We start from the raw sequence: 17,792 nt of genomic DNA on the forward strand, positions 1-17,792 counted from the left end.
TGACCGTCGTGGGCGTGAAACGGCCGCGGACGGAGTTCACCTATGCGACGCCGGAAACCATGATCGAGCGGGGCGACCTGCTGATTGTGTCGGGCCCAACCAAGCTGGTGGAAAAGTTCGCGGCGATCGGCTGACGAGCCACGACCGCGATCAAGCGGCCAGCCTGGTTACCCGGAGTGCGGTTCAGGGCGTCGCGAAGCCGCTTCCGCGGCGGGCCGCATCGACGCTCCACGCGCCACCTCCCGCGAAGAAGAAGTAGAGGAAGATGAAGCTGAAGAGGATCGCCGCATCGCCCTGGTTGAAAATCGGATAGAAATTTTGCGGTGCGTGCGCCATGAAATAAGCGACCGCCATGTTGCCGGACAGAACGAACGCGACGGGCCGGGTGAAGAACCCGATCGCCAGCAGTATGCCGCCGATCACCTCGATCAGGCCCTGAACCAGGAAAAGCCCCGACAGTTGCATCGGCTCGGCCTCGGGCGGAAAATTGAAAAGCTTCTGGGTTCCGTGCTCCAGGAACAGGAGCGCCGACATGATCCTCACGACGCTTAACCACTGCGGCGCCCAGGCCGAAATCCTGTCGAAATTCATCAGATCGCCTCCTTCATGGTCACCGGCGATTCTGGCCGGCAGGCTGAGCCATCAATGATTTCCGCGCTTATAGCATTTTGCAGTCAGGTGGAATCACCTGACGTCCGCATAAATGCGGAAAAACAAAGAGATAGAGCGTCCTTTGTGCGTCCAAATGGACGCACGGCGCTCTAGCGAGAATGGCATGATGCATAACGCGAGGCGCAAAACCAATGATGCCCGGTTCACAGTCGCGTGAGGACGGAACGCGCGTCGCTCGCGCGCCCGTTCTGAAGCAGTGACCCGACGCACGGACTGCCTTGCATATGCGCTGCGGTTTCTGTTATGACACCGATGTCATGACATCGGTGTCATAACATCGCATGCGGGAGGACGATTTGGCGACCATCTACGACGTTGCCAGGAAAGCGGGTGTGTCGCCGAAAACGGTCTCACGCGTCATGAATGGAGACGCGCCGGTCAATACCGAGACCCGCAAGGCCGTCGAAAGCGCAATGGGCGAGCTCGCCTATGTGCCCTCGCGCGCTGCGCGCACCATGCGGTCCAACAAGACGGGGCTGGTCGGCCTGATCACCGGCGCGATCAGCACCACGCCGTCCTCGCCCGAATCCTCGGGCCTGCCGGACCTTTTGATCGTCCAGGGGATCCTGCGCGTCCTTACCGAAGCAGGCATCACGCTCCTGATCTCCGACACGGGCGGCGATCCGGCCAACGTCGCGGATCTGACCCGCACCTTCGCCCAGCATCGCGTCGAGGCGCTCATCTATGTCGCCGACTACCATCGCAAGGTCGACCTGCCGGAGATCGCGCGGGCCGAGACGCTGATCCTCGTGAACTGCTTCGACGATGCGGGAACGCCCTGCGTCCTCCCGGACGACCGCCGCGGCCAGCATGCGCTCGTGGCGCGGCTGACCGCGGCGGGGCATCGCCGTATCGGCTTCCTCACCTTGCCGGACGACCTCGTTGCGCAAGGGCTGCGTCTTCAAGGCTACCGCGACGCGCTGGAGGAGGTGGGCATCGCATACGACCCGGACCTCGTCGCCGTCGCCGGCCTCCACAACAGCGGTCCGCGCGAGGTCACGCTGATCGGTGACGCCATCGCGCGCATGATGGCGCTCGACGCGCCGCCGACGGTGCTGTGCTGCGGCAACGACCGGATGGCGCTGCAGGTCTACGGCATATTGCGCAGCCGCGGCATCGCGGTGCCGGGAGACATCTCCGTCGCCGGCTTCGACGATTACAAGCTCATATCCGAAACGCTCTACCCGCCGCTGACGACGGCGGTGCTTCCCTATCAGGCCATGGGCGAGAAGGCGGCGCACATGCTGCTCGAACGCCTGCGCGCGAACGCACCCGCAAAGGGCGGGCCATCGCCACTGATAAGCGGTCCGGTTGTCTGGCGCCAATCGGTCACCGAGCAAAACCCGAGCGCCCAAACGGGATGAAAGATCCCTGTCACGGAGGAGGAAATACCTATGAGGAAGACATCATTGTTCGCCGCCGCGCTTCTGGCGTCCGCCGCGCTGCCGTATGCGGCGCATGCGCAGACCGAACTCAGCATGTGGTACCACGGTGCCGGCAACGAGGTTGAATCGAAGCTGATCAACCAGATCGTCTCGGACTTCAACGAGAGCCAGTCCGACTGGAAGGTGGTGATCGAGAGCTTCCCGCAGAGCTCCTACAACGATTCCGTCGTGGCCGCCGCGCTTGCCGGAAACCTGCCCGACATCATCGACGTCGATGGTCCGGTGATGCCCAACTGGGCCTGGTCCGGTTACATGCAGCCGCTGTCCATCGACGAGAGCATCATCGAGAACTTCCTGCCCGGCACCAAGGGCTACTGGAACGACGAACTCTATTCCATTGGCCTGTGGGACGCGGCCGTGGCGCTCTATGCCCGCGCCTCGACGCTCGATGAGCTTGGCTTGCGTCGTCCGACGCTCGAGGAGCCATGGACGGGCGAGGAATTCACGGCGGCCCTCAAGGCAGCCAAGGACAGCGGCAACTACAAATTCGCCCTCGACCTCGGCATGAACGACCAGGGCGAGTGGTATCCTTACGCCTTCGCTCCGTTCCTCTGGTCCCGTGGCGGCGGCATCGTCAACCGCGACACCTACCAGACCGCCGAGGGCGTGCTGAACGGCGATGCGGCCATCGAATTCGGCGAGTGGTGGCAGTCGCTCTTCGAGGAAGGCTATGCGCCGGGCACCAGCGAGACCCCCTCCGACCAGGAGCGCGGCTTCATCGAGGGCGACTTCGCCTTCCAGTGGAACGGCAACTGGCGCGCCGTGGCCACGCTCGAGGAGGTGGACGACGTGGTCTTCCTGCCCGCGCCCGACTTCGGCGAGGGCAATTATATCGGCGGCGGCTCCTGGCAGTTCGGGATCTCGGCCAGCTCGGAGAACCCGGAAGGCGCTGCCGCCTTCATCGAGTTCGCGCTTCAGGACAAGTACCTCGCGGCATTCTCCGATGCGATCGGCCTGATCCCCTCGACACCCAGCGCGGCGGCGATGACCGAGAACTACGCCGGGGGCGGCCCGCTCGAGGCGTTCTTCGCCCTTTCCGAGCAGCAGGCGCAGCTGCGCCCGGTGACGCCGGGCTATGTCGTCCAGTCCAAGGTCTTCACCAAGGCTCTGGCCGATATCGCCAACGGCGCCGACGTCGGCGACACGCTCGATGCCGCCGTCGACGAGATCGATGCCGACATCAAGCGCAACCAGGGCTACGGCCACGAAGGCTGAACCAGGCGCGGCTCCCGGCGCGTGCCGGGAGCCATCTGCCGCGGAACTAGCGGAGGCGGACCGTGGGATCGAAACTGACGCAATCCAACAGGGCGGGGTGGGCCTTCGCGCTGCCGGGTTTCGGCCTCATCGCGCTCTTCATCATCGTGCCCTTCTTCTTCGCGTTCGCCCTTTCGCTGACCGATCAAAGGCTCATCTCGCCGAACCCGACCCAGTATGTCGGCCTCGAGAACTACCGCAATTTGCTCGGCCTTGCGGTCATCACGCTGGAGCCGGAACGCGACGAGAGCGGCGGGATCGTCCGCGACGAGGACGGCGCCCTGCAATATCCAAGGGTCCGCTCCATCACCCGCAGCGACGAATACAGCCAATATGCCGGCATGCGCGAGTGGTTCCGCTGGCAGTCGGGCGACAATGCGCGGGTGGTGGTCGCCAGCGACGTCATCTTCATGAAGGCGCTCGTCAACACGCTGACCTTCGTTATCGTCGTCGCCCCCGTCCAGGGCGGGCTGGCGCTGGTGCTGGCTTTGCTGATCAACCAGAGACTGCGCGGCATCAACGTGTTCCGCACGGTCTTCTTCATGCCCGTCGTCGTCTCCATCGTCGTCGTCTCGCTTCTGTGGCGCTTCATTTATGACGGCAATGACGGCCTGTTGAACAACCTGCTCTCGGGCCTCACCTTCGGCCTCTTCAAACCGGTGGACTGGATCGGCAATCCCGACACCGCGCTCGGGTCGATCATCGCCATGTCGATCTGGCAGGCCGTCGGCTTTCACATGGTGATCTGGCTCGCCGGGCTGCAGACGATCTCGCCGACGCTCTACGAGGCTGCGGCGATCGAGGGCGCATCGAAGTGGCAGACCTTCCGCTATGTCACCTGGCCCGGGCTGCGCAACACCGCCGTTCTGGTGCTGATCGTCATCACCATGCAGTCGTTCGCACTGTTCGCGCAGATCGACGTGATGACCAATGGCGGGCCGCTCGACAGCACGCAGACGCTTGTGTTCCAGGCCGTCGAACGCGGTTACGGCAAGCAGGACATTTCCGGCGGATCGACGATCTCCGTAATCCTCTTCCTGCTCGTCCTGACCATCTCGCTCATTCAGCGCTACCTGACGCGGGAGCGGAACTGATGGCCACGATCTCCCGCGACAATCGCGGCCTGCGGCTCGCCGTGCGCTATCTGGTGCTGGTGCTCGTCGCGCTGGTGTTCGCCTTTCCCCTCGTCTTCATGATCGTCTCTTCCCTGAAACCGACGGCGCAGCTCCTCAGCGACACGTCTTCGCTGCGCGCCTTCCTTCCCGTCGGCGACATCAGCCTGAGCAACTATACAGCCGCCTTCCAGCGCGCGCCCATCGGGCGCTTCGTGCTCAATTCCGTCTTCGTCACCGTCGTCACCGTGACGGCCTCCCTCTTCCTCTGCTCGCTCGCGGCCTTTTCCTTCACCTATCTGAAATGGCGCGGCAACGGCCTGCTTCTGTCGATCGCGCTTGCCACGCTCATCGTCCCCTTCGAGACCATAGCCATACCGCTCCTCCTGTTCGTCTCGCGGCTGCCATGGCTCGGCCTCGACGGCATCGAGTATGGCTGGCTCAACACTTACCGGGTGCAGATCATCCCCTGGATCGCCGATGCGCTGACGATTTTCCTCTTCGTGCAATATTTCAAGGATCTGCCCCGCGAGCTCATCGAAGCGGCGCGCGCGGAAGGCGCGTCGTGGTGGCAGATCTATCGAAGGGTGGTGATGCCGCTGTCCGGCCCGGTGCTGGCGACGGCCGCCATCCTGAAATCGCTGAAGATGTACAACGAGCAATATCTGTGGCCGCTGATCGTCGTGCAGGACGAGGCCCACCGGCCGATCATGGTCGGGCTCGGCTACTTCTTCCAGCTCAATGTCGCCTGGGGGGAGGTGATGGCCTACCTGTCGGTCATCACCCTTCCCGTTCTTGCCTTCTATCTCGTCCTGCAACGCGCCTTCATCGCCTCGATCGCATCGACCGGCGTGAAGGGCTGAAAAAGGGAAAAACTGAAAAATATGGTTCTGGCGCTCGACGACAAATGGATATGGGACAGCTGGTACGTCCGCGACGGCGACATCTGGCATGCATTCTTCCTGCAGGCCGACAAGGCGCTGGTGGACCCGGACCTGCGCCACTGGAACGTCAGCCAGGGCCACGCGACGAGCCGCGATCTCGTTAACTGGACGCATCTCGGCACCTGTTTCTCGCCTGCGCCGGGGCCGGCCTGGGATGACTATACGACATGGACCGGTTCGGTCGTGCACGGCGACGAGGGCCTGTGGCACCTGTTCTACACCGGCGCCAGCCACGGGGAGGACGGGCTGATCCAGCGCATCGGCCATGCGACCTCCACCGATCTTCATTCCTGGAAGCGTGTCGGGCCCGATCCTTGCCTCGATCTCGTCGGAGAGGCGGCGAAGGCCTACGAGGCGGACCACGCGCATGGCTTCTGGCACGACCGCGCCATGCGTGACCCGTGGGTCATGCGCGATCCGGCGGGCGACGGCTGGCTGATGTATTTCACTGCCCGCGCGGCCGGCATCGCCGAGCCGAACGGCGGCGGCGCCATCGGCTTCGCCACATCCCCCGATCTCCACCACTGGACCTTGCAGGAGCCCGTTTTCGTCGGCGGCTTCGGGCAGCTTGAGGTGCCGCAGGTCTTCGAGAAGAACGGCCGCCGGTATTGCCTCTTCTGCACCGCGGCCGAGCACTTCTCCAGGGACCAGGCCGAGGCGGTGCCCGGCGGGCCGGTTACCGGCACCCATTATCTGGTCGCCGACGATCCCCGCGGGCCATGGCAGGTGGCGCCGGGACCTTTTCTCGACGGTGCCCTGCCGTGCCGGCGCTATGCCGCGCGCATTGTCGAGACCGGCGAGGGCATGGCGATCATGGGCTTCGCAGATCGTCCGGACGGCCGCGGCTTCGCCGGCCATATCATGGACCCGGAGCCCGTCGTCATCGATGAAAATGGCGCGCTGAAGGTCGTCACCAAGACGGCCCTGGCCGTATGAGGAGGAAGCCATGGCGGATGTCTCGCTGAAAGAGGTGCGCAAGAGCTACGGGAAGGTCGAGGTCATCAAGGGCGTCGACCTCGACATCGAGGATGGCGAGTTCGTCGTCTTCGTCGGGCCGTCCGGCTGCGGCAAGTCCACGCTCCTGCGCATGATCGCCGGGCTGGAGGACATCACCTCGGGCACGCTCGAGATCGGCGGCCGCATCGTCAACGAGGTCCAGCCGAAGGACCGCGGCATCGCCATGGTGTTCCAGACCTACGCCATCTTCCCCCACATGTCGGTGCGCGAGAACGTCGGTTTCGGGCTCACCATTGCCGGCGTTGCGAAGGAGGAGAAGGAGAGGAAGGTCATGGAGGCGGCGCGTATCCTGCAGATGGAGCACCTGCTCGATCGGCGCCCTTCGCAGCTTTCGGGCGGCCAGCGCCAGCGCGTCGCCATCGGCCGCGCCATCGTGCGCGATCCCTCCGTCTTCCTGTTCGACGAGCCGCTGTCGAACCTCGACGCGGCGTTGCGCATGGACATGCGCATGGAGATCGGCAAGCTGCACAAGCAGCTCGACGCGACGATGGTCTACGTCACCCATGACCAGGTCGAGGCGATGACGCTGGCGGACAAGATCGTCGTTCTTCGCGACGGCATCGTGCAGCAGATCGGCGCTCCGATGGAGCTTTACCACAACCCGGCAAACCTCTTCGTCGCCGGCTTCATCGGCTCGCCCTCGATGAACTTCATGGATGTCGATGTGGTGGAGCGCTCGGCGGAGGGCGTCACCGTGCAGGCCCCCGCCCTCGACCCGGTGACCCTGCCCGCCGCCGGCCGGGACTACGCCTCGATGGCAAAGGCGAAGCTCGGCATCCGGCCGCAATATCTCTCCGTTTCGAAGAACGGCGCCGCCGGCGCGCTGCACGGCACAGTGGCGCTGGTGGAGCGGCTCGGCACGGAAACCGTGGTCAATGTCGAACTGACGCGCGGCGGCCGCATCGTCGCGGCACTTTCGGAGGATCGCCCGCTGGATCTCGGTTCGCAGATAGCGCTCGGCTTCGATCCCGCGCGGGCACATTTGTTCGAGGCTACGTAGGACAGCCTGCTTCAAGCGCGACGCTTCGGCTGTTTGAAAGCGTGCAAAGGCCGCTGGCCTCAGAAGTCGAGCTGCGCCCCGTCCACCACCTCCTTCATGACGAAGAAAGTGCGCGTCTGGCGCACGCCTGGCAGGGCGATGAGCTGGCTTCCGTGCAGCCGGTTGAAGTCGGCCATGTCGCGGACGCGGATTTTCAGGAAATAGTCGAAGTCGCCCGCCACCAGGTGGCAGTCGAGGATGAAGGGCAGCTTCCGCACGGCGGTCTCGAAGGCGGAAAAGCTCTCAGGCGTGGAACGGTCGAGAACCACACCGACGATGACAAGCGCGCCCCGCTCGACGCGCTCGGGCGCGATCGCCGCATGGACGCCGCGGATATAGCCGGCCCTGAAGAGCCGCTCGGTGCGGCGATGGCAGGTCGCGGCGCTGACGCCCACCAGCCTGGCGAGATCGGCATTGCTCAAGCCGCCGTCGCGCTGCAGTTGCCGGAGGATCTTGAGATCGATCCGGTCCAGCGCCGCATTATCGGAAGGTTCTCTCATTAAGTCTGCCTTTTGCAAAAGCTTCCATCATGAATGCCATGAGAATGAAGAGCTCATAGCAACTCCATCGGCAACTATGAAAGCACCTTTCGGGGAAAGTTCGCTAGCCTCTCTGCCGGCTCCACTCCTTCGGAAAGGTTGTACATGCTGCAAAAATTCGAACGCTATCCGCTTACCTTCGGTCCCACCCACATCGAAAAGCTGGAGCGTCTTTCGGCGCATCTGGGCGGCGGGGTGGAGCTTTATGCCAAGCGCGAGGACTGCAATTCGGGCCTGGCCTTCGGCGGCAACAAGCTGCGCAAGCTGGAGTATATCGTGCCCGATGCCATCGCTTCCGGGGCCGATACGCTGGTGTCGATCGGCGGCGTGCAGTCGAACCACACGCGCATGGTCGCCGCCACGGCGGCGAAGATCGGCTTCAAATGCCGCCTGGTCCAGGAAAGCTGGGTGCCGCACGAGGATGCCGTCTACGACCGCGTCGGCAATATCCTGCTCAGCCGGGTCATGGGCGCGGAGGTGGAACTGGTCGACGAGGGGTTCGACATCGGCATCCGCGAGAGCTGGGAAAATGCGTTGAGGGATGTCGAAGCGAAGGGCGGCAAGCCCTATCCGATCCCCGCCGGGGCCTCGGTTCATAAATATGGCGGGCTCGGCTATGTGGGTTTTGCCGAGGAGGTGCGCGCGCAGGAAGCCGAGCTCGGCTTCAAGTTCGACTATATCGTCGTCTGCACGGTGACCGGCTCGACCCATGCCGGCATGCTGGTGGGTTTTGCCGCCGACGGGCGGGCACGAAAGGTGATCGGCATCGACGCCTCGGCGACCCCCGCGCAGACGAAGGCGCAGGTTCTCGATATCGCACGGAAGACGGCGGCGCTCGTGGACCTCGGGCATGCGATCGAGGAAGACGACGTGGTGCTGGTCGAGGACTATGCCTATCCGCTCTACGGCGTGCCGTCGGAGGAGACGAAAGAGGCGATCCGCCTATGCGCGCGGCTCGAGGGCATGATGACCGACCCTGTCTACGAGGGAAAATCCATGCAGGGCATGATCGACCTGGTGAAGAAAGGCTTCTTCCCGGAGGCCTCGAAGGTGCTCTATGCGCATCTGGGGGGCGTGCCGGCGATCAACGGCTACAGCTACGCGTTCCGGAACGGGTAGGGCAGCCACCTTCATCGACGTCAATCGTGCGGGGCATGACCGATGCGCGTATCGGTGCGAAGGCGAACGCGTCCTCAATATCGCTTTTGACAATCCTGCCCCGCCGAGCACGGAAGTTTCTCCGCTCCCAAACATCTTGACCGCCGCGACGCGGTGGGTCAAACTGCTATGATGTCAGACCAATTCTACGAGCGCATGCCGGTCGGAGCGCGGGGACGATGAGCGGAAATCCGATGATCCACTCGCTGCCCGCGCACGACCGGGTGAGCCAGGTGTCGGAGGCGTTGGCCGCCTATATCGAGCGTGCCGAGCTGAAGGCGGGCGACCGGCTTCCTGCCGAAAGGGAACTGATGGCCGCCCTTGCGGTGGGGCGCTCGACGATCCGCGAAGTCATCCGCCGCTACGAGGCGCTCGGCGTCATCGATACGCGCAGGGGCAGCGGGAGCTATCTCAAGAAACCGATTTCCGCCGGCACGATCCATATGCCGCTGTCGTTGAACACCGTGCATCTGCGCGACGCGCTGCTTAAGACGCTGGAGGTGCGCCGCGGCATCGAGGCGGAGGCGAGCGTGGTGGCGGCGAAGCGGCGCACGGAAGACGACATTACCACCATCGAGGAGAAGCTCGACGAGATGGAGCGCGTGCATCTGGCCAAGGGCACGTCCGGGCCGGAAGACCTTGCCTTTCATCTGGCCATCTACGATGCCACGCACAACCCGCTCTTCCGCCAGCTTCTGGAGCAGATGCGGGAAGCGTTCGAGCGCTTCTGGGAGCACCCGTTCGACCGCCAGGACTTCGCCCGCCGCTCCTTCCCGTTCCACCGCGAGCTGTTCGACGCGATCGTCGCGCAGGACGCGGAAGGCGCGCGGGAGAAAACGCTGAAGATCCTCGAGATCGTCGAGGAAGACATCAAGGAAATGTCCAGATGACAGGCGGTCCCGACCCGCTCGCCCAAGCCGCCCTCATCGTCGCCCATGACGAGGGCAACGCCTTCGACGCGGTGGTGCCGCCCATCGTGCAGACCTCGCTCTTCACCTTCGCAAGCTATGACGAGATGCTCGCCACCTATCGCGGCGAGAAGGTGCGGCCCACCTATACGCGCGGGCTGAACCCGACGGTGCGCATGTTCGAGGAGATGCTGGCGAAGCTCGAGCGGGGGGAGGACGCCATCGGCTTTGCCAGCGGCATGGCGGCAATCTCTTCCACGGTGCTGAGCTTCGTTGCGCCCGGCGACCGCATCGTCGCAGTCCGGCACCTTTATCCCGACACCTTCCGCCTTTTCGGCACGCTTTTGAAGCGCATGCGCGTGGAGGTGACCTATGTGGACGGCCGCGACGAGGCGGCGGTGGCGAAGGCGCTTCCCGGCGCGAAGCTCTTCTACATGGAAAGCCCGACGAGCTGGGTGATGGAGACCCACGATGTCGGCGCCCTTGCAGCGCTTGCGAAGGCCGCCGGCGTCCTGACCGTCATCGACAACAGCTGGGCGAGCCCGATCTTCCAGCGGCCGCTCACACTCGGCGCCGATCTCGTCGTCCATTCGGCCTCCAAATATCTGGGCGGCCACAGCGACGTGGTGGCCGGCGTGGTGGCGGGCTCGAAGGAACTGATCGGCCGCATCCGCGCCGAGGCCTACGCCTATCTAGGCGGAAAGCTGTCGCCCTTCGATGCCTGGCTTCTGATCCGCGGCATGCGCACGCTTCCCGCCCGCATGCTGGCGCATCAGGCGGCCGGGCTTACGATCGCAAAGAGGCTTGCGGAAAGCCCGATGGTGGAGACGGTCTGCCATCCGGGGGTCTTGGGGGCGCTGCCGCCCGGCCTCGAAGGCACCTCCGGCCTGTTCTCCTTCGTCTTTCGCGAGGGCGTGGACATCCGCGCTTTCGCCGACCGGCTGCGCCTCTTCAAGCTCGGCGTGAGCTGGGGCGGGCACGAGAGCCTCGTCGTGCCGGCCGAAATCGTCCTGAACCAGAAGGCTGAGCCCAACTCGGCCGTCGCCTTCGGCATCCACCCGCGCTCCGTGCGACTTCACGTAGGCCTCGAGGGCATCGAGGCGCTGTGGGCTGACCTGGAAGGAGCGATCGCCGCTGCTTCCGAAACCTGAAGGGAGAGAGACCAATGAAAAACAAGAAAGGGGAACTGACATGAGAAAGCTTCTGACGGCGGCCCTGTTCGCCTCATTGATGACGGGAACGGCAACGGCCGAGACGCTGAAGCTGGTGGAGGTGATCACCAGCCCCGAGCGGACGCAGACGCTGAAATCCATCGTCGCCAAGTTCGAGGAGGCCAATCCGGGAACGACGGTGGAGATCGTCTCGCTGCCCTGGGGCGAGGCCTTCCAGAAATTCGCCACCATGGTGTCGGCGGGCGAGATTCCCGACGTGATGGAAATGCCCGACACCTGGCTGTCGCTCTATGCCAACAACGGCATGCTGGAGAGCCTGGAGCCCTATCTGGAAGCGTGGGAGCATACCGACGGCCTGACGGCCCGCGCGCTGGAGCTTGGCCGCGACGTCGAGGACACGGCCTACATGCTGCCCTACGGCTTCTATCTGCGGGCCATGTTCTACAACAAGAACCTGCTCGATGAGGCCGGCGTCTCCGAACCGCCGAAGACGCTCGACGAATTCGTCGAGGCTTCGCAGAAGGTCTCCGAACTGCCGGGCAAATACGGCTACTGCATGCGCGGCGGGCCCGGCGGGCTCAACGGCTGGATGATGTTCGGCGCCACCATGGCGGGCGACAACACCTTCTTCAACGAGGACGGCACCTCCACCATGAACAGCGAGGGCTGGGTGAAGGGGCTCACCTGGGTGATCGATCTCTACAAGAACGGGCTGGCGCCGAAGGACAGCGTCAACTGGGGCTTCAACGAGATCGTTGCCGGGTTCTACACCGGCACCTGCGCCTTCCTCGACCAGGACCCGGATGCGCTGATCGCCATCGCCGAGCGCATGGACGAGGACGATTACGGCGTGACCACCATGCCGAAGGGGCCGTCGGGCAAGACCTTCCCGACCATCGGCTATGCCGGCTGGTCGATGATGGCGGCGAGCCAGAACAAGGATCTGGCCTGGAAGCTGATCGCGACACTTGAGGGGCCGGAAGGCAATGTCGAGTGGAACAAGCGCACCGGCGCGCTGCCGGTCCACACCTCGGCCGAGAACGATCCCTTCTATTCGAGCCCGCAATTCGCCGGCTGGTTCGCGGAGCTTGAGGACGCCGACGCGGTGCCGACGGTGATGCCGACCTATCTGGAGGAGTTCGCCTTCTTCAAGGATTCGCTGGCCATCAAGACGGGGCAGGAGGCGCTTCTGGGCGATATTTCGCCGGAGGAGCTGGCCAATCAATGGGCCGAGTACCTGACCAAGGCGCAGCAGAAGTATCTCGCCGGAAAGTGAGTGGCTGGCGGCGGGCGAGGGGGCGTCCTCCTGGCCTCGCCCGCCACTTGCCCCAGGGCCATCTAGGTGGAAACAGCCATGCATGGAACTGCCGGCGCCCCTTCGCGCCCCCCTCTGTCCTGCCGGACATCTCCCCCACGAGGGGGGAGATCAGCCGTCACCACGACTTTCGCCACTCGGCAACGTCGCAGAACAGGTGCCGGAGCAAGCGGCCAGCGCAATCTCCCCCCTCGTGGGGGAGATGTCCGGCAGGACAGAGGGGGGCGCGAAGGGGCACCGTCATCTCCATCCGGCTGCGCCGACCTATAAGCAGAAGGCTTTAGAGAAAGCGAGGCTCCGCCTGATGGCTACAACCGTCATCGCCGAACAACCACCCGGCCGCAAGTCGCTCATGCAGCGCTTTGCTCGCGGCTGGGAACCTTATCTCTACAGCGCGCCGGCGCTCATTCTCATCGTCACCGTCATGCTGGTGCCCCTGGTCGTCGGCATCTCCTATGCGTTCCGCGACGTCCAGATCCTCAACCCGTTCTCCGGCGGCTTCATCGGCCTCGACCATTTCCGGGCGCTGGCCGGGGATCGGGCCTTCCTGGTGGCGCTCAAGAACACCGTGTGGTGGACGGGGGCGTCGGTTCTCCTGCAATTCGCCTTCGGCCTCATCCTGGCGCTCTTGCTCGACAAGCCCTTCACCGGCCGCGGCCTCGCCCAGGCGCTCGTCTTCCTGCCGTGGGCGGTGCCCACTTTTCTCACCGGCCTCAACTGGGCCTGGCTGTTCAACCCGGTGATCGGCCCGCTGCCGCACTGGCTCCATGCCCTCGGCATCCTGAGCGAGCCGAACAACATCCTCTCCGACCCCGAGCTTGCCATGTGGGGGCCGATTATCGCCAATGTGTGGTGGGGCATTCCCTTCTTCGCAATCACCCTGCTTGCCGCCCTGCAGGCGATCCCGCGCGACCTCTACGAGGCCGCCTCCATCGACGGCGCGGGGCCCGTGCAGCGTTTCCTCTCGATCACGCTGCCCTTTCTCGCCCCCACCATCGCCATCACCATACTGCTTCGCACCGTGTGGATATCGAACTTCGCCGACCTTATCGTCGTTATGACCAAGGGCGGGCCGGCCGACCGCACGCAGATCGTCGCCAGCTATATCTTCACCCAGGCCTTCACGCGCCTCGACTTCGGCTATGCCTCTGCGGTGGCCATGGTGCTTCTGGTCTTGCTGCTCGTCTATTCGATGCTGATCGTCGTTTTGCGCCAGACGCTGCTCAACAAGGACTGAGGACATGAGAGCAAGACCGTTGATCCTCACCCTTGCGCACCGGCTGGCGATCCTCGCCTATATCCTCTTCGCCCTGTTCCCGCTCTTCTGGCTGCTCAAGGTCTCGCTGACGCCGAACGACCTGCTTTATTCGGAAGGCGTGCGGATGTGGCCCTCGCGCACGAGCTTCGACCATTTCCGCTTCGTCATCGCGCACAGCGATTTCCCGCTGTTCTTCCGCAACAGCCTCATTGTCGCCGGCTCCACGGCGCTTGTGGTGACGGCGGTCGCCTCGCTCTCCGGCTATGCCCTGTCGCGCTTCGCCTTCCGGGCGAAATACTGGATCGTGGCGCTCATGCTGCTCACCCAGATGTTCCCGCTCGTCATGCTGGTGGCGCCGATCTTCCGGCTCCTGTCGCCGCTGGGGCTCACCAACAGCCTCACCGGCCTCGTCATCGTCTATTCGGCCTTCAACGTGCCCTTCGCCACCTTCCTCATGCAGTCCTTCTTCGACGGCATCCCGAAGGACCTCGAGGAGGCGGCGAAGATCGATGGGGCGACGCAGTTCATGGCCTTCCGACAGATCATCCTGCCGCTGACGCTTCCGGGCATCGCCGCAACGGTCGGCTTCGTCTTCACCGCCGCCTGGAGCGAGCTTCTGTTCGCGCTGATGCTGATCTCGGGCAACGAGGCGGCGACCTTCCCGGTCGGGCTCCTCTCCTTCGTGTCGAAATTCTCGGTCGATTTCGGGCAGATGATGGCGGCCGGTGTGCTGGCGCTCATCCCGGCCTGCATCTTCTTCTTCCTCATCCAGCGCTATCTCGTCCAGGGCCTGACGGCCGGCGCCGTGAAGGGCTGAAAGGGTTTCCATGGCCTCCATAGACATTCGCGACATCCACAAATCCTACGGCAAGATCGAGGTGCTGCACGGCGTCGACCTTACCATCCGCGACGGCGAGTTCATCGTGCTCGTCGGCCCGTCCGGCTGCGGCAAGTCCACGCTCCTGCGCATGATCGCCGGGCTCGAAGAGGTAACGGGCGGCGATATCCTGATCGCCGAGAAGCGCGTCAACGACCTCGCCCCGAAGGACCGCGACATCGCCATGGTGTTCCAGTCCTATGCGCTCTATCCGCATATGAGCGTGGCGCAGAACATGAGCTACAGCCTGAGGCTGCGCAAAACCCCGCGCGAGCGAGTGGCGAGCGCCGTTTCGGCCGCCGCCTCGAAGCTCGGCCTCGACCCATTCCTGGAGCGGCGGCCGAAGGCCCTGTCCGGCGGCCAGCGCCAGCGCGTCGCCATGGGCCGCGCCATCGTGCGCCAGCCCAAGGCCTTCCTCTTCGACGAGCCGCTTTCCAATCTCGATGCCCGGCTGCGCGAGCAGATGCGCGCCGAGATCAAGAAGCTGCACGGCGAGCTTGGCGCCACCTCCATCTACGTCACGCACGACCAGATCGAGGCCATGACGCTCGCCGACCGGATCGTCGCCATGCATGGCGGCGTCGTGCAGCAGGTGGGAAGCCCGCTCGACCTTTACGACCGCCCGGCCAATCTCTTCGTCGCCGGCTTCATCGGCTCACCTGGCATGAACTTCATCGAGGCCCGCTATCAGCCGGGCGAGGGCAGTCCGGCGGCAAGGCTCGCCGACGGCACGCTCGTCGCCCTGCCGCATGCCTATGCGCTTGAGCCGGACACCCCGGTGACGCTCGGCATCCGCCCGGAGCACGTCGTCATCGGCGGGGAGGGGAGGGAGGCGGCGGTGGAGCTGATCGAGCCCACCGGCTTCGGCACCATCCTCCACCTCGCGCTCCATGGCCTGCCCTTCAAGGTCTTCACCACCGACCGCAAGGTCTTGAACGCGGGCAATGCGGCGACGATTTCCTTCCCGCCGCAGCACCTTCATCTCTTCGACCAGGAAGGCGCGCGGGTCGGCGCAGTGTGAGTTGGGCGCGGCGCGGCCCGCCCTTGCGACGAGCCCCTCACCGCCCCTCGAGCCATTCCTTGAGCTCCGCCTCGGCGCGCTCCAGGGCGCTGTAGTTCAGGAGCTTGCGCAGGAAGGCCACGGCGACCGCGCGGGTGCGCAGGTTGAAGCGGCCGTCGTCGTCCTCGCCCGCCGTCTGGTAGACCTCGAGCTTGTCGTAGAGCTGCTGCAGGCGGTTCTGCACGCTTCTGAGCGAGAGATTGCGGCGCTTGGCGATGGCGCGGTCGGTCATCCCCAGCGCGATGTCGACGAGGATCTCGTATTCGCTGTCGGTGAAGCCGCTCACCTGGCCGAGGCTCTTTTGCTGCAGGCCGCGCACCTCGCGGTCGATCACGCACTGGCTCTCGATGAAGATCGAGCGCAGCGCCAGCTTCAGCCTCCCGTCGGAGGCCGATTTGAGGACGTAGCCGTAGGCCGCGCCGTCCGGCACGATGCGGGAGACGCCGCGCACATAGGCTTCGTCCGAATAGTTGGACCAGAAGAGGATGCGCGTCTCCGGCCGCTCCTTCCAGATGGTGCGCGCCGCCTCGATGCCGTTCCTCACGCTCATCTGCAGGTCCATGACGATGTGCGCGGATTCGTGATGGCGGGCAAGCTGCTCGCCCGCCGTGCCGTTCTCCGCCTCGATCACCGTGTCGCACTCCGGCAGCGCCGCACACACGGCCTCGTGCAGATAGGACCGGTGCAAAGGGTCGTCCTCGACGATCAAGACCTTCATCGCAGTTCCTCATGCATGCCGGCTATCTCCGTGGGGAGCGGCAGCAGCACCCGGACCGCCGTTCCCTTGCCCGCGCGCCCGGCGCCGATGGAGAATTTCGCCGAGATCAGCCGCGCCCGCGTCTTCATGTTGTCGAGGCCGCCGCCGATGCGTCCGCATGGCCTGGAGATCCCTTCGCCGTCGTCGCTGATGTCGATGGCGATCCCGGCCTCGTGGCAGGAAAGCCGCACCCTGATCGCCGAGGGCCGGGCATGGCGGACGGCATTGTTGATCGCCTCCTGGGCGATGCGGAAGAGCGCCACGCTGACCGTCGGCTCCAGCCGGTCGCAGACGCCGTCCGTCTCGTCGGCAAGCTCCCATTCGATGGCCGTGCCGCTGTCGCGCACCGAGCGTTCGAGATGGTTCTCCACCGCCTGCGCCAGCCCGAAAAGCTGCAGCACGGAGGGCTTGGCCTGCTCGATGATGTGCCTCAGGTCCTGCATGCAGTGCTGCAGGCTCCGCGACAGGGGTTCCAGCGCTTCCGGCGTGATATCGCCGGTGCGCGACAGGTGCTCGATGCGCCGCGCCAGCCGCGTCAGGTCGGCCAGCGTCTGGTCGTGCAGGTCCATGCCGATGCGCTGGCGCTCCTGCTCCAGCGCCTCGGTGAGCTTCAGCGCGCCCTGGCGCAGGCCCTCCTCGCGGGCGCGCGCCTCCGCCTCCACGATGGCCGAGCGCTGCGCCTGCTCGGCCGCGCGCAGCGCGAAGAAATAGGGGGAGAGAAGATCGGCGATGGCCCGGGCATGGCCGATATCCTCTATCGTGTAGAGGCCCGCCGTCTGCGACGAGCAGGAGAGGGCACCGATGATCTCGCCCTGCACCTTCATCGGCACGTGCACGCGGCTTCGAAGCGACTGCTCGACGATCGGCGCCTTGAACGCACCCTCGAAGTGGAAGCGCGGGTCGGCGCAGGCGTCGTCGGTCAGGAGATGGTCGACCTCGCCCCACAGCAGCGAGCGGATCGGGCTGTTGGCGACGGGCGCAGATTTGAGCTCGCCCCAGGCCGTGCTCATGCCCGTCTCGTAGGCCGTGTGGTACTTGCCGTCGACCATGAGGATGCAGACATCCATGTGGTCGTGGGGCAGGATGTGGCCGACCTCGGCCGCCACCGCTCGGATGGCCGAGCGGAAATCGAGCTGCCCGGCGAGCAGGCGCGAGATTCCAAGATAGTGATCGACGAGCGCCGCCGGCGCCATCTGAAGCATGTCGCGGTTCCTCCCGCGGCCGTACGGTTTCGGCCGCTTATACGAATAAGCGCCGGAGCGGGC

General features: G+C 64.9%; 18 protein-coding genes. 14 read left to right on the top strand and 4 right to left on the bottom strand.

Features of this window, described 5'->3' with window-relative positions:
* The first annotated feature begins 14 nt into the window (after window positions 1–14).
* Window positions 15–134 (top strand): hypothetical protein, encoded by a 120-nt coding sequence (locus GM910_RS27545; RefSeq protein ID WP_281354853.1) that lies wholly within the window; start codon window positions 15–17, stop codon window positions 132–134.
* 49 nt (window positions 135–183) lie between these two features.
* Here the strand turns inward: GM910_RS27545 and GM910_RS00010 are convergent, their stop codons facing one another.
* On the bottom strand, window positions 184–594 hold the full coding sequence (locus GM910_RS00010; RefSeq protein ID WP_159585745.1) for a DoxX family protein: 411 nt from the start codon (window positions 592–594) through the stop codon (window positions 184–186).
* Between the two features lie 374 nt (window positions 595–968).
* Here GM910_RS00010 and GM910_RS00015 point away from each other — a divergent pair, with 374 nt between their 5' ends.
* The 6 genes from GM910_RS00015 to GM910_RS00040 all read left to right on the top strand — a co-directional run bounded on the left by GM910_RS00015 (window position 969) and on the right by GM910_RS00040 (window position 7,444).
* A complete protein-coding gene (locus GM910_RS00015; RefSeq protein ID WP_159585293.1) occupies window positions 969–2,036 on the top strand; it encodes a LacI family DNA-binding transcriptional regulator in 1,068 nt (355 codons plus the stop codon).
* Window positions 2,037–2,066: 30 nt separating this feature from the next.
* The gene (locus tag GM910_RS00020) at window positions 2,067–3,332 is read left to right on the top strand and encodes an ABC transporter substrate-binding protein (protein WP_159585295.1); all 1,266 of its coding nucleotides are present in this window, start codon (window positions 2,067–2,069) and stop codon (window positions 3,330–3,332) included.
* Window positions 3,333–3,394: 62 nt separating this feature from the next.
* Window positions 3,395–4,465, top strand: a complete 1,071-nt coding sequence (locus GM910_RS00025; RefSeq protein WP_159585297.1) for a carbohydrate ABC transporter permease — start codon at window positions 3,395–3,397, stop codon at window positions 4,463–4,465.
* The gene (locus GM910_RS00030) at window positions 4,465–5,346 is read left to right on the top strand and encodes a carbohydrate ABC transporter permease (protein ID WP_159585299.1); all 882 of its coding nucleotides are present in this window, start codon (window positions 4,465–4,467) and stop codon (window positions 5,344–5,346) included. Before GM910_RS00025 ends, GM910_RS00030 begins: the two co-directional genes overlap by 1 nt.
* 21 nt (window positions 5,347–5,367) lie before the next feature.
* On the top strand, window positions 5,368–6,363 hold the full coding sequence (locus GM910_RS00035) for a glycoside hydrolase family protein (RefSeq protein ID WP_159585301.1): 996 nt from the start codon (window positions 5,368–5,370) through the stop codon (window positions 6,361–6,363).
* A 10-nt stretch (window positions 6,364–6,373) separates the two neighbouring features.
* Window positions 6,374–7,444: an ABC transporter ATP-binding protein gene (locus tag GM910_RS00040; RefSeq protein ID WP_159585303.1), complete on the top strand. Its 1,071-nt coding sequence runs from the start codon at window positions 6,374–6,376 to the stop codon at window positions 7,442–7,444.
* A gap of 59 nt (window positions 7,445–7,503) precedes the next feature.
* On the opposite strand, the gene GM910_RS00045 is transcribed toward GM910_RS00040, so the two are convergent.
* Complete coding sequence (locus GM910_RS00045; protein ID WP_159585305.1) at window positions 7,504–7,983, bottom strand: Lrp/AsnC family transcriptional regulator; 480 nt, start codon at window positions 7,981–7,983, stop codon at window positions 7,504–7,506.
* 144 nt (window positions 7,984–8,127) lie between these two features.
* On the opposite strand from GM910_RS00045, the gene GM910_RS00050 reads away from it, so the two are divergent.
* From GM910_RS00050 to GM910_RS00080, 7 genes are all read left to right on the top strand, one after another.
* On the top strand, window positions 8,128–9,141 hold the full coding sequence (locus tag GM910_RS00050; protein ID WP_159585307.1) for a 1-aminocyclopropane-1-carboxylate deaminase: 1,014 nt from the start codon (window positions 8,128–8,130) through the stop codon (window positions 9,139–9,141).
* 218 nt (window positions 9,142–9,359) lie between these two features.
* Window positions 9,360–10,070: a FadR/GntR family transcriptional regulator gene (locus GM910_RS00055; RefSeq protein WP_159585309.1), complete on the top strand. Its 711-nt coding sequence runs from the start codon at window positions 9,360–9,362 to the stop codon at window positions 10,068–10,070.
* On the top strand, window positions 10,067–11,239 hold the full coding sequence (locus GM910_RS00060; RefSeq protein WP_159585311.1) for a PLP-dependent transferase: 1,173 nt from the start codon (window positions 10,067–10,069) through the stop codon (window positions 11,237–11,239). Before GM910_RS00055 ends, GM910_RS00060 begins: the two co-directional genes overlap by 4 nt.
* A gap of 40 nt (window positions 11,240–11,279) precedes the next feature.
* The gene (locus tag GM910_RS00065; RefSeq protein WP_159585313.1) at window positions 11,280–12,536 is read left to right on the top strand and encodes an ABC transporter substrate-binding protein; all 1,257 of its coding nucleotides are present in this window, start codon (window positions 11,280–11,282) and stop codon (window positions 12,534–12,536) included.
* A gap of 343 nt (window positions 12,537–12,879) precedes the next feature.
* Complete coding sequence (locus GM910_RS00070) at window positions 12,880–13,812, top strand: carbohydrate ABC transporter permease (RefSeq protein ID WP_159585315.1); 933 nt, start codon at window positions 12,880–12,882, stop codon at window positions 13,810–13,812.
* A gap of 4 nt (window positions 13,813–13,816) precedes the next feature.
* Window positions 13,817–14,650, top strand: a complete 834-nt coding sequence (locus tag GM910_RS00075; protein WP_159585317.1) for a carbohydrate ABC transporter permease — start codon at window positions 13,817–13,819, stop codon at window positions 14,648–14,650.
* A 10-nt stretch (window positions 14,651–14,660) separates the two neighbouring features.
* Window positions 14,661–15,731 (top strand): ABC transporter ATP-binding protein, encoded by a 1,071-nt coding sequence (locus tag GM910_RS00080; protein ID WP_159585319.1) that lies wholly within the window; start codon window positions 14,661–14,663, stop codon window positions 15,729–15,731.
* 37 nt (window positions 15,732–15,768) lie between these two features.
* Here the strand turns inward: GM910_RS00080 and GM910_RS00085 are convergent, their stop codons facing one another.
* Complete coding sequence (locus GM910_RS00085) at window positions 15,769–16,488, bottom strand: response regulator transcription factor (RefSeq protein ID WP_159585321.1); 720 nt, start codon at window positions 16,486–16,488, stop codon at window positions 15,769–15,771.
* On the bottom strand, window positions 16,485–17,729 hold the full coding sequence (locus GM910_RS00090) for a GAF domain-containing sensor histidine kinase (RefSeq protein WP_159585323.1): 1,245 nt from the start codon (window positions 17,727–17,729) through the stop codon (window positions 16,485–16,487). The genes GM910_RS00085 and GM910_RS00090 overlap by 4 nt, the downstream gene beginning before the upstream one ends.
* Window positions 17,730–17,792: the final 63 nt, after the last annotated feature.

The organism is Chelativorans xinjiangensis (assembly GCF_009812055.1).
Lineage (GTDB): Bacteria > Pseudomonadota > Alphaproteobacteria > Rhizobiales > Rhizobiaceae > Chelativorans > Chelativorans xinjiangense.

Excerpts from the sequence above, each read along its gene's own strand:
- GM910_RS00080 (WP_159585319.1), top strand. The coding sequence starts at position 14,661 with ATGGCCTCCATAGACATTCGCGACATCCACAAATCCTACGGCAAGATC.
- GM910_RS00055 (WP_159585309.1), top strand. The coding sequence starts at position 9,360 with ATGAGCGGAAATCCGATGATCCACTCGCTGCCCGCGCACGACCGGGTG.
- GM910_RS00045 (WP_159585305.1), bottom strand. The coding sequence starts at position 7,983 with ATGAGAGAACCTTCCGATAATGCGGCGCTGGACCGGATCGATCTCAAG.
- GM910_RS00075 (WP_159585317.1), top strand. The coding sequence starts at position 13,817 with ATGAGAGCAAGACCGTTGATCCTCACCCTTGCGCACCGGCTGGCGATC.
- GM910_RS00085 (WP_159585321.1), bottom strand. The coding sequence starts at position 16,488 with ATGAAGGTCTTGATCGTCGAGGACGACCCTTTGCACCGGTCCTATCTG.
- GM910_RS00070 (WP_159585315.1), top strand. The coding sequence starts at position 12,880 with ATGGCTACAACCGTCATCGCCGAACAACCACCCGGCCGCAAGTCGCTC.
- GM910_RS00020 (WP_159585295.1), top strand. The coding sequence starts at position 2,067 with ATGAGGAAGACATCATTGTTCGCCGCCGCGCTTCTGGCGTCCGCCGCG.
- GM910_RS00040 (WP_159585303.1), top strand. The coding sequence starts at position 6,374 with ATGGCGGATGTCTCGCTGAAAGAGGTGCGCAAGAGCTACGGGAAGGTC.
- GM910_RS00035 (WP_159585301.1), top strand. The coding sequence starts at position 5,368 with ATGGTTCTGGCGCTCGACGACAAATGGATATGGGACAGCTGGTACGTC.
- GM910_RS00065 (WP_159585313.1), top strand. The coding sequence starts at position 11,280 with ATGAGAAAGCTTCTGACGGCGGCCCTGTTCGCCTCATTGATGACGGGA.
- GM910_RS00050 (WP_159585307.1), top strand. The coding sequence starts at position 8,128 with ATGCTGCAAAAATTCGAACGCTATCCGCTTACCTTCGGTCCCACCCAC.
- GM910_RS00030 (WP_159585299.1), top strand. The coding sequence starts at position 4,465 with ATGGCCACGATCTCCCGCGACAATCGCGGCCTGCGGCTCGCCGTGCGC.
- GM910_RS00090 (WP_159585323.1), bottom strand. The coding sequence starts at position 17,729 with ATGCTTCAGATGGCGCCGGCGGCGCTCGTCGATCACTATCTTGGAATC.
- GM910_RS00060 (WP_159585311.1), top strand. The coding sequence starts at position 10,067 with ATGACAGGCGGTCCCGACCCGCTCGCCCAAGCCGCCCTCATCGTCGCC.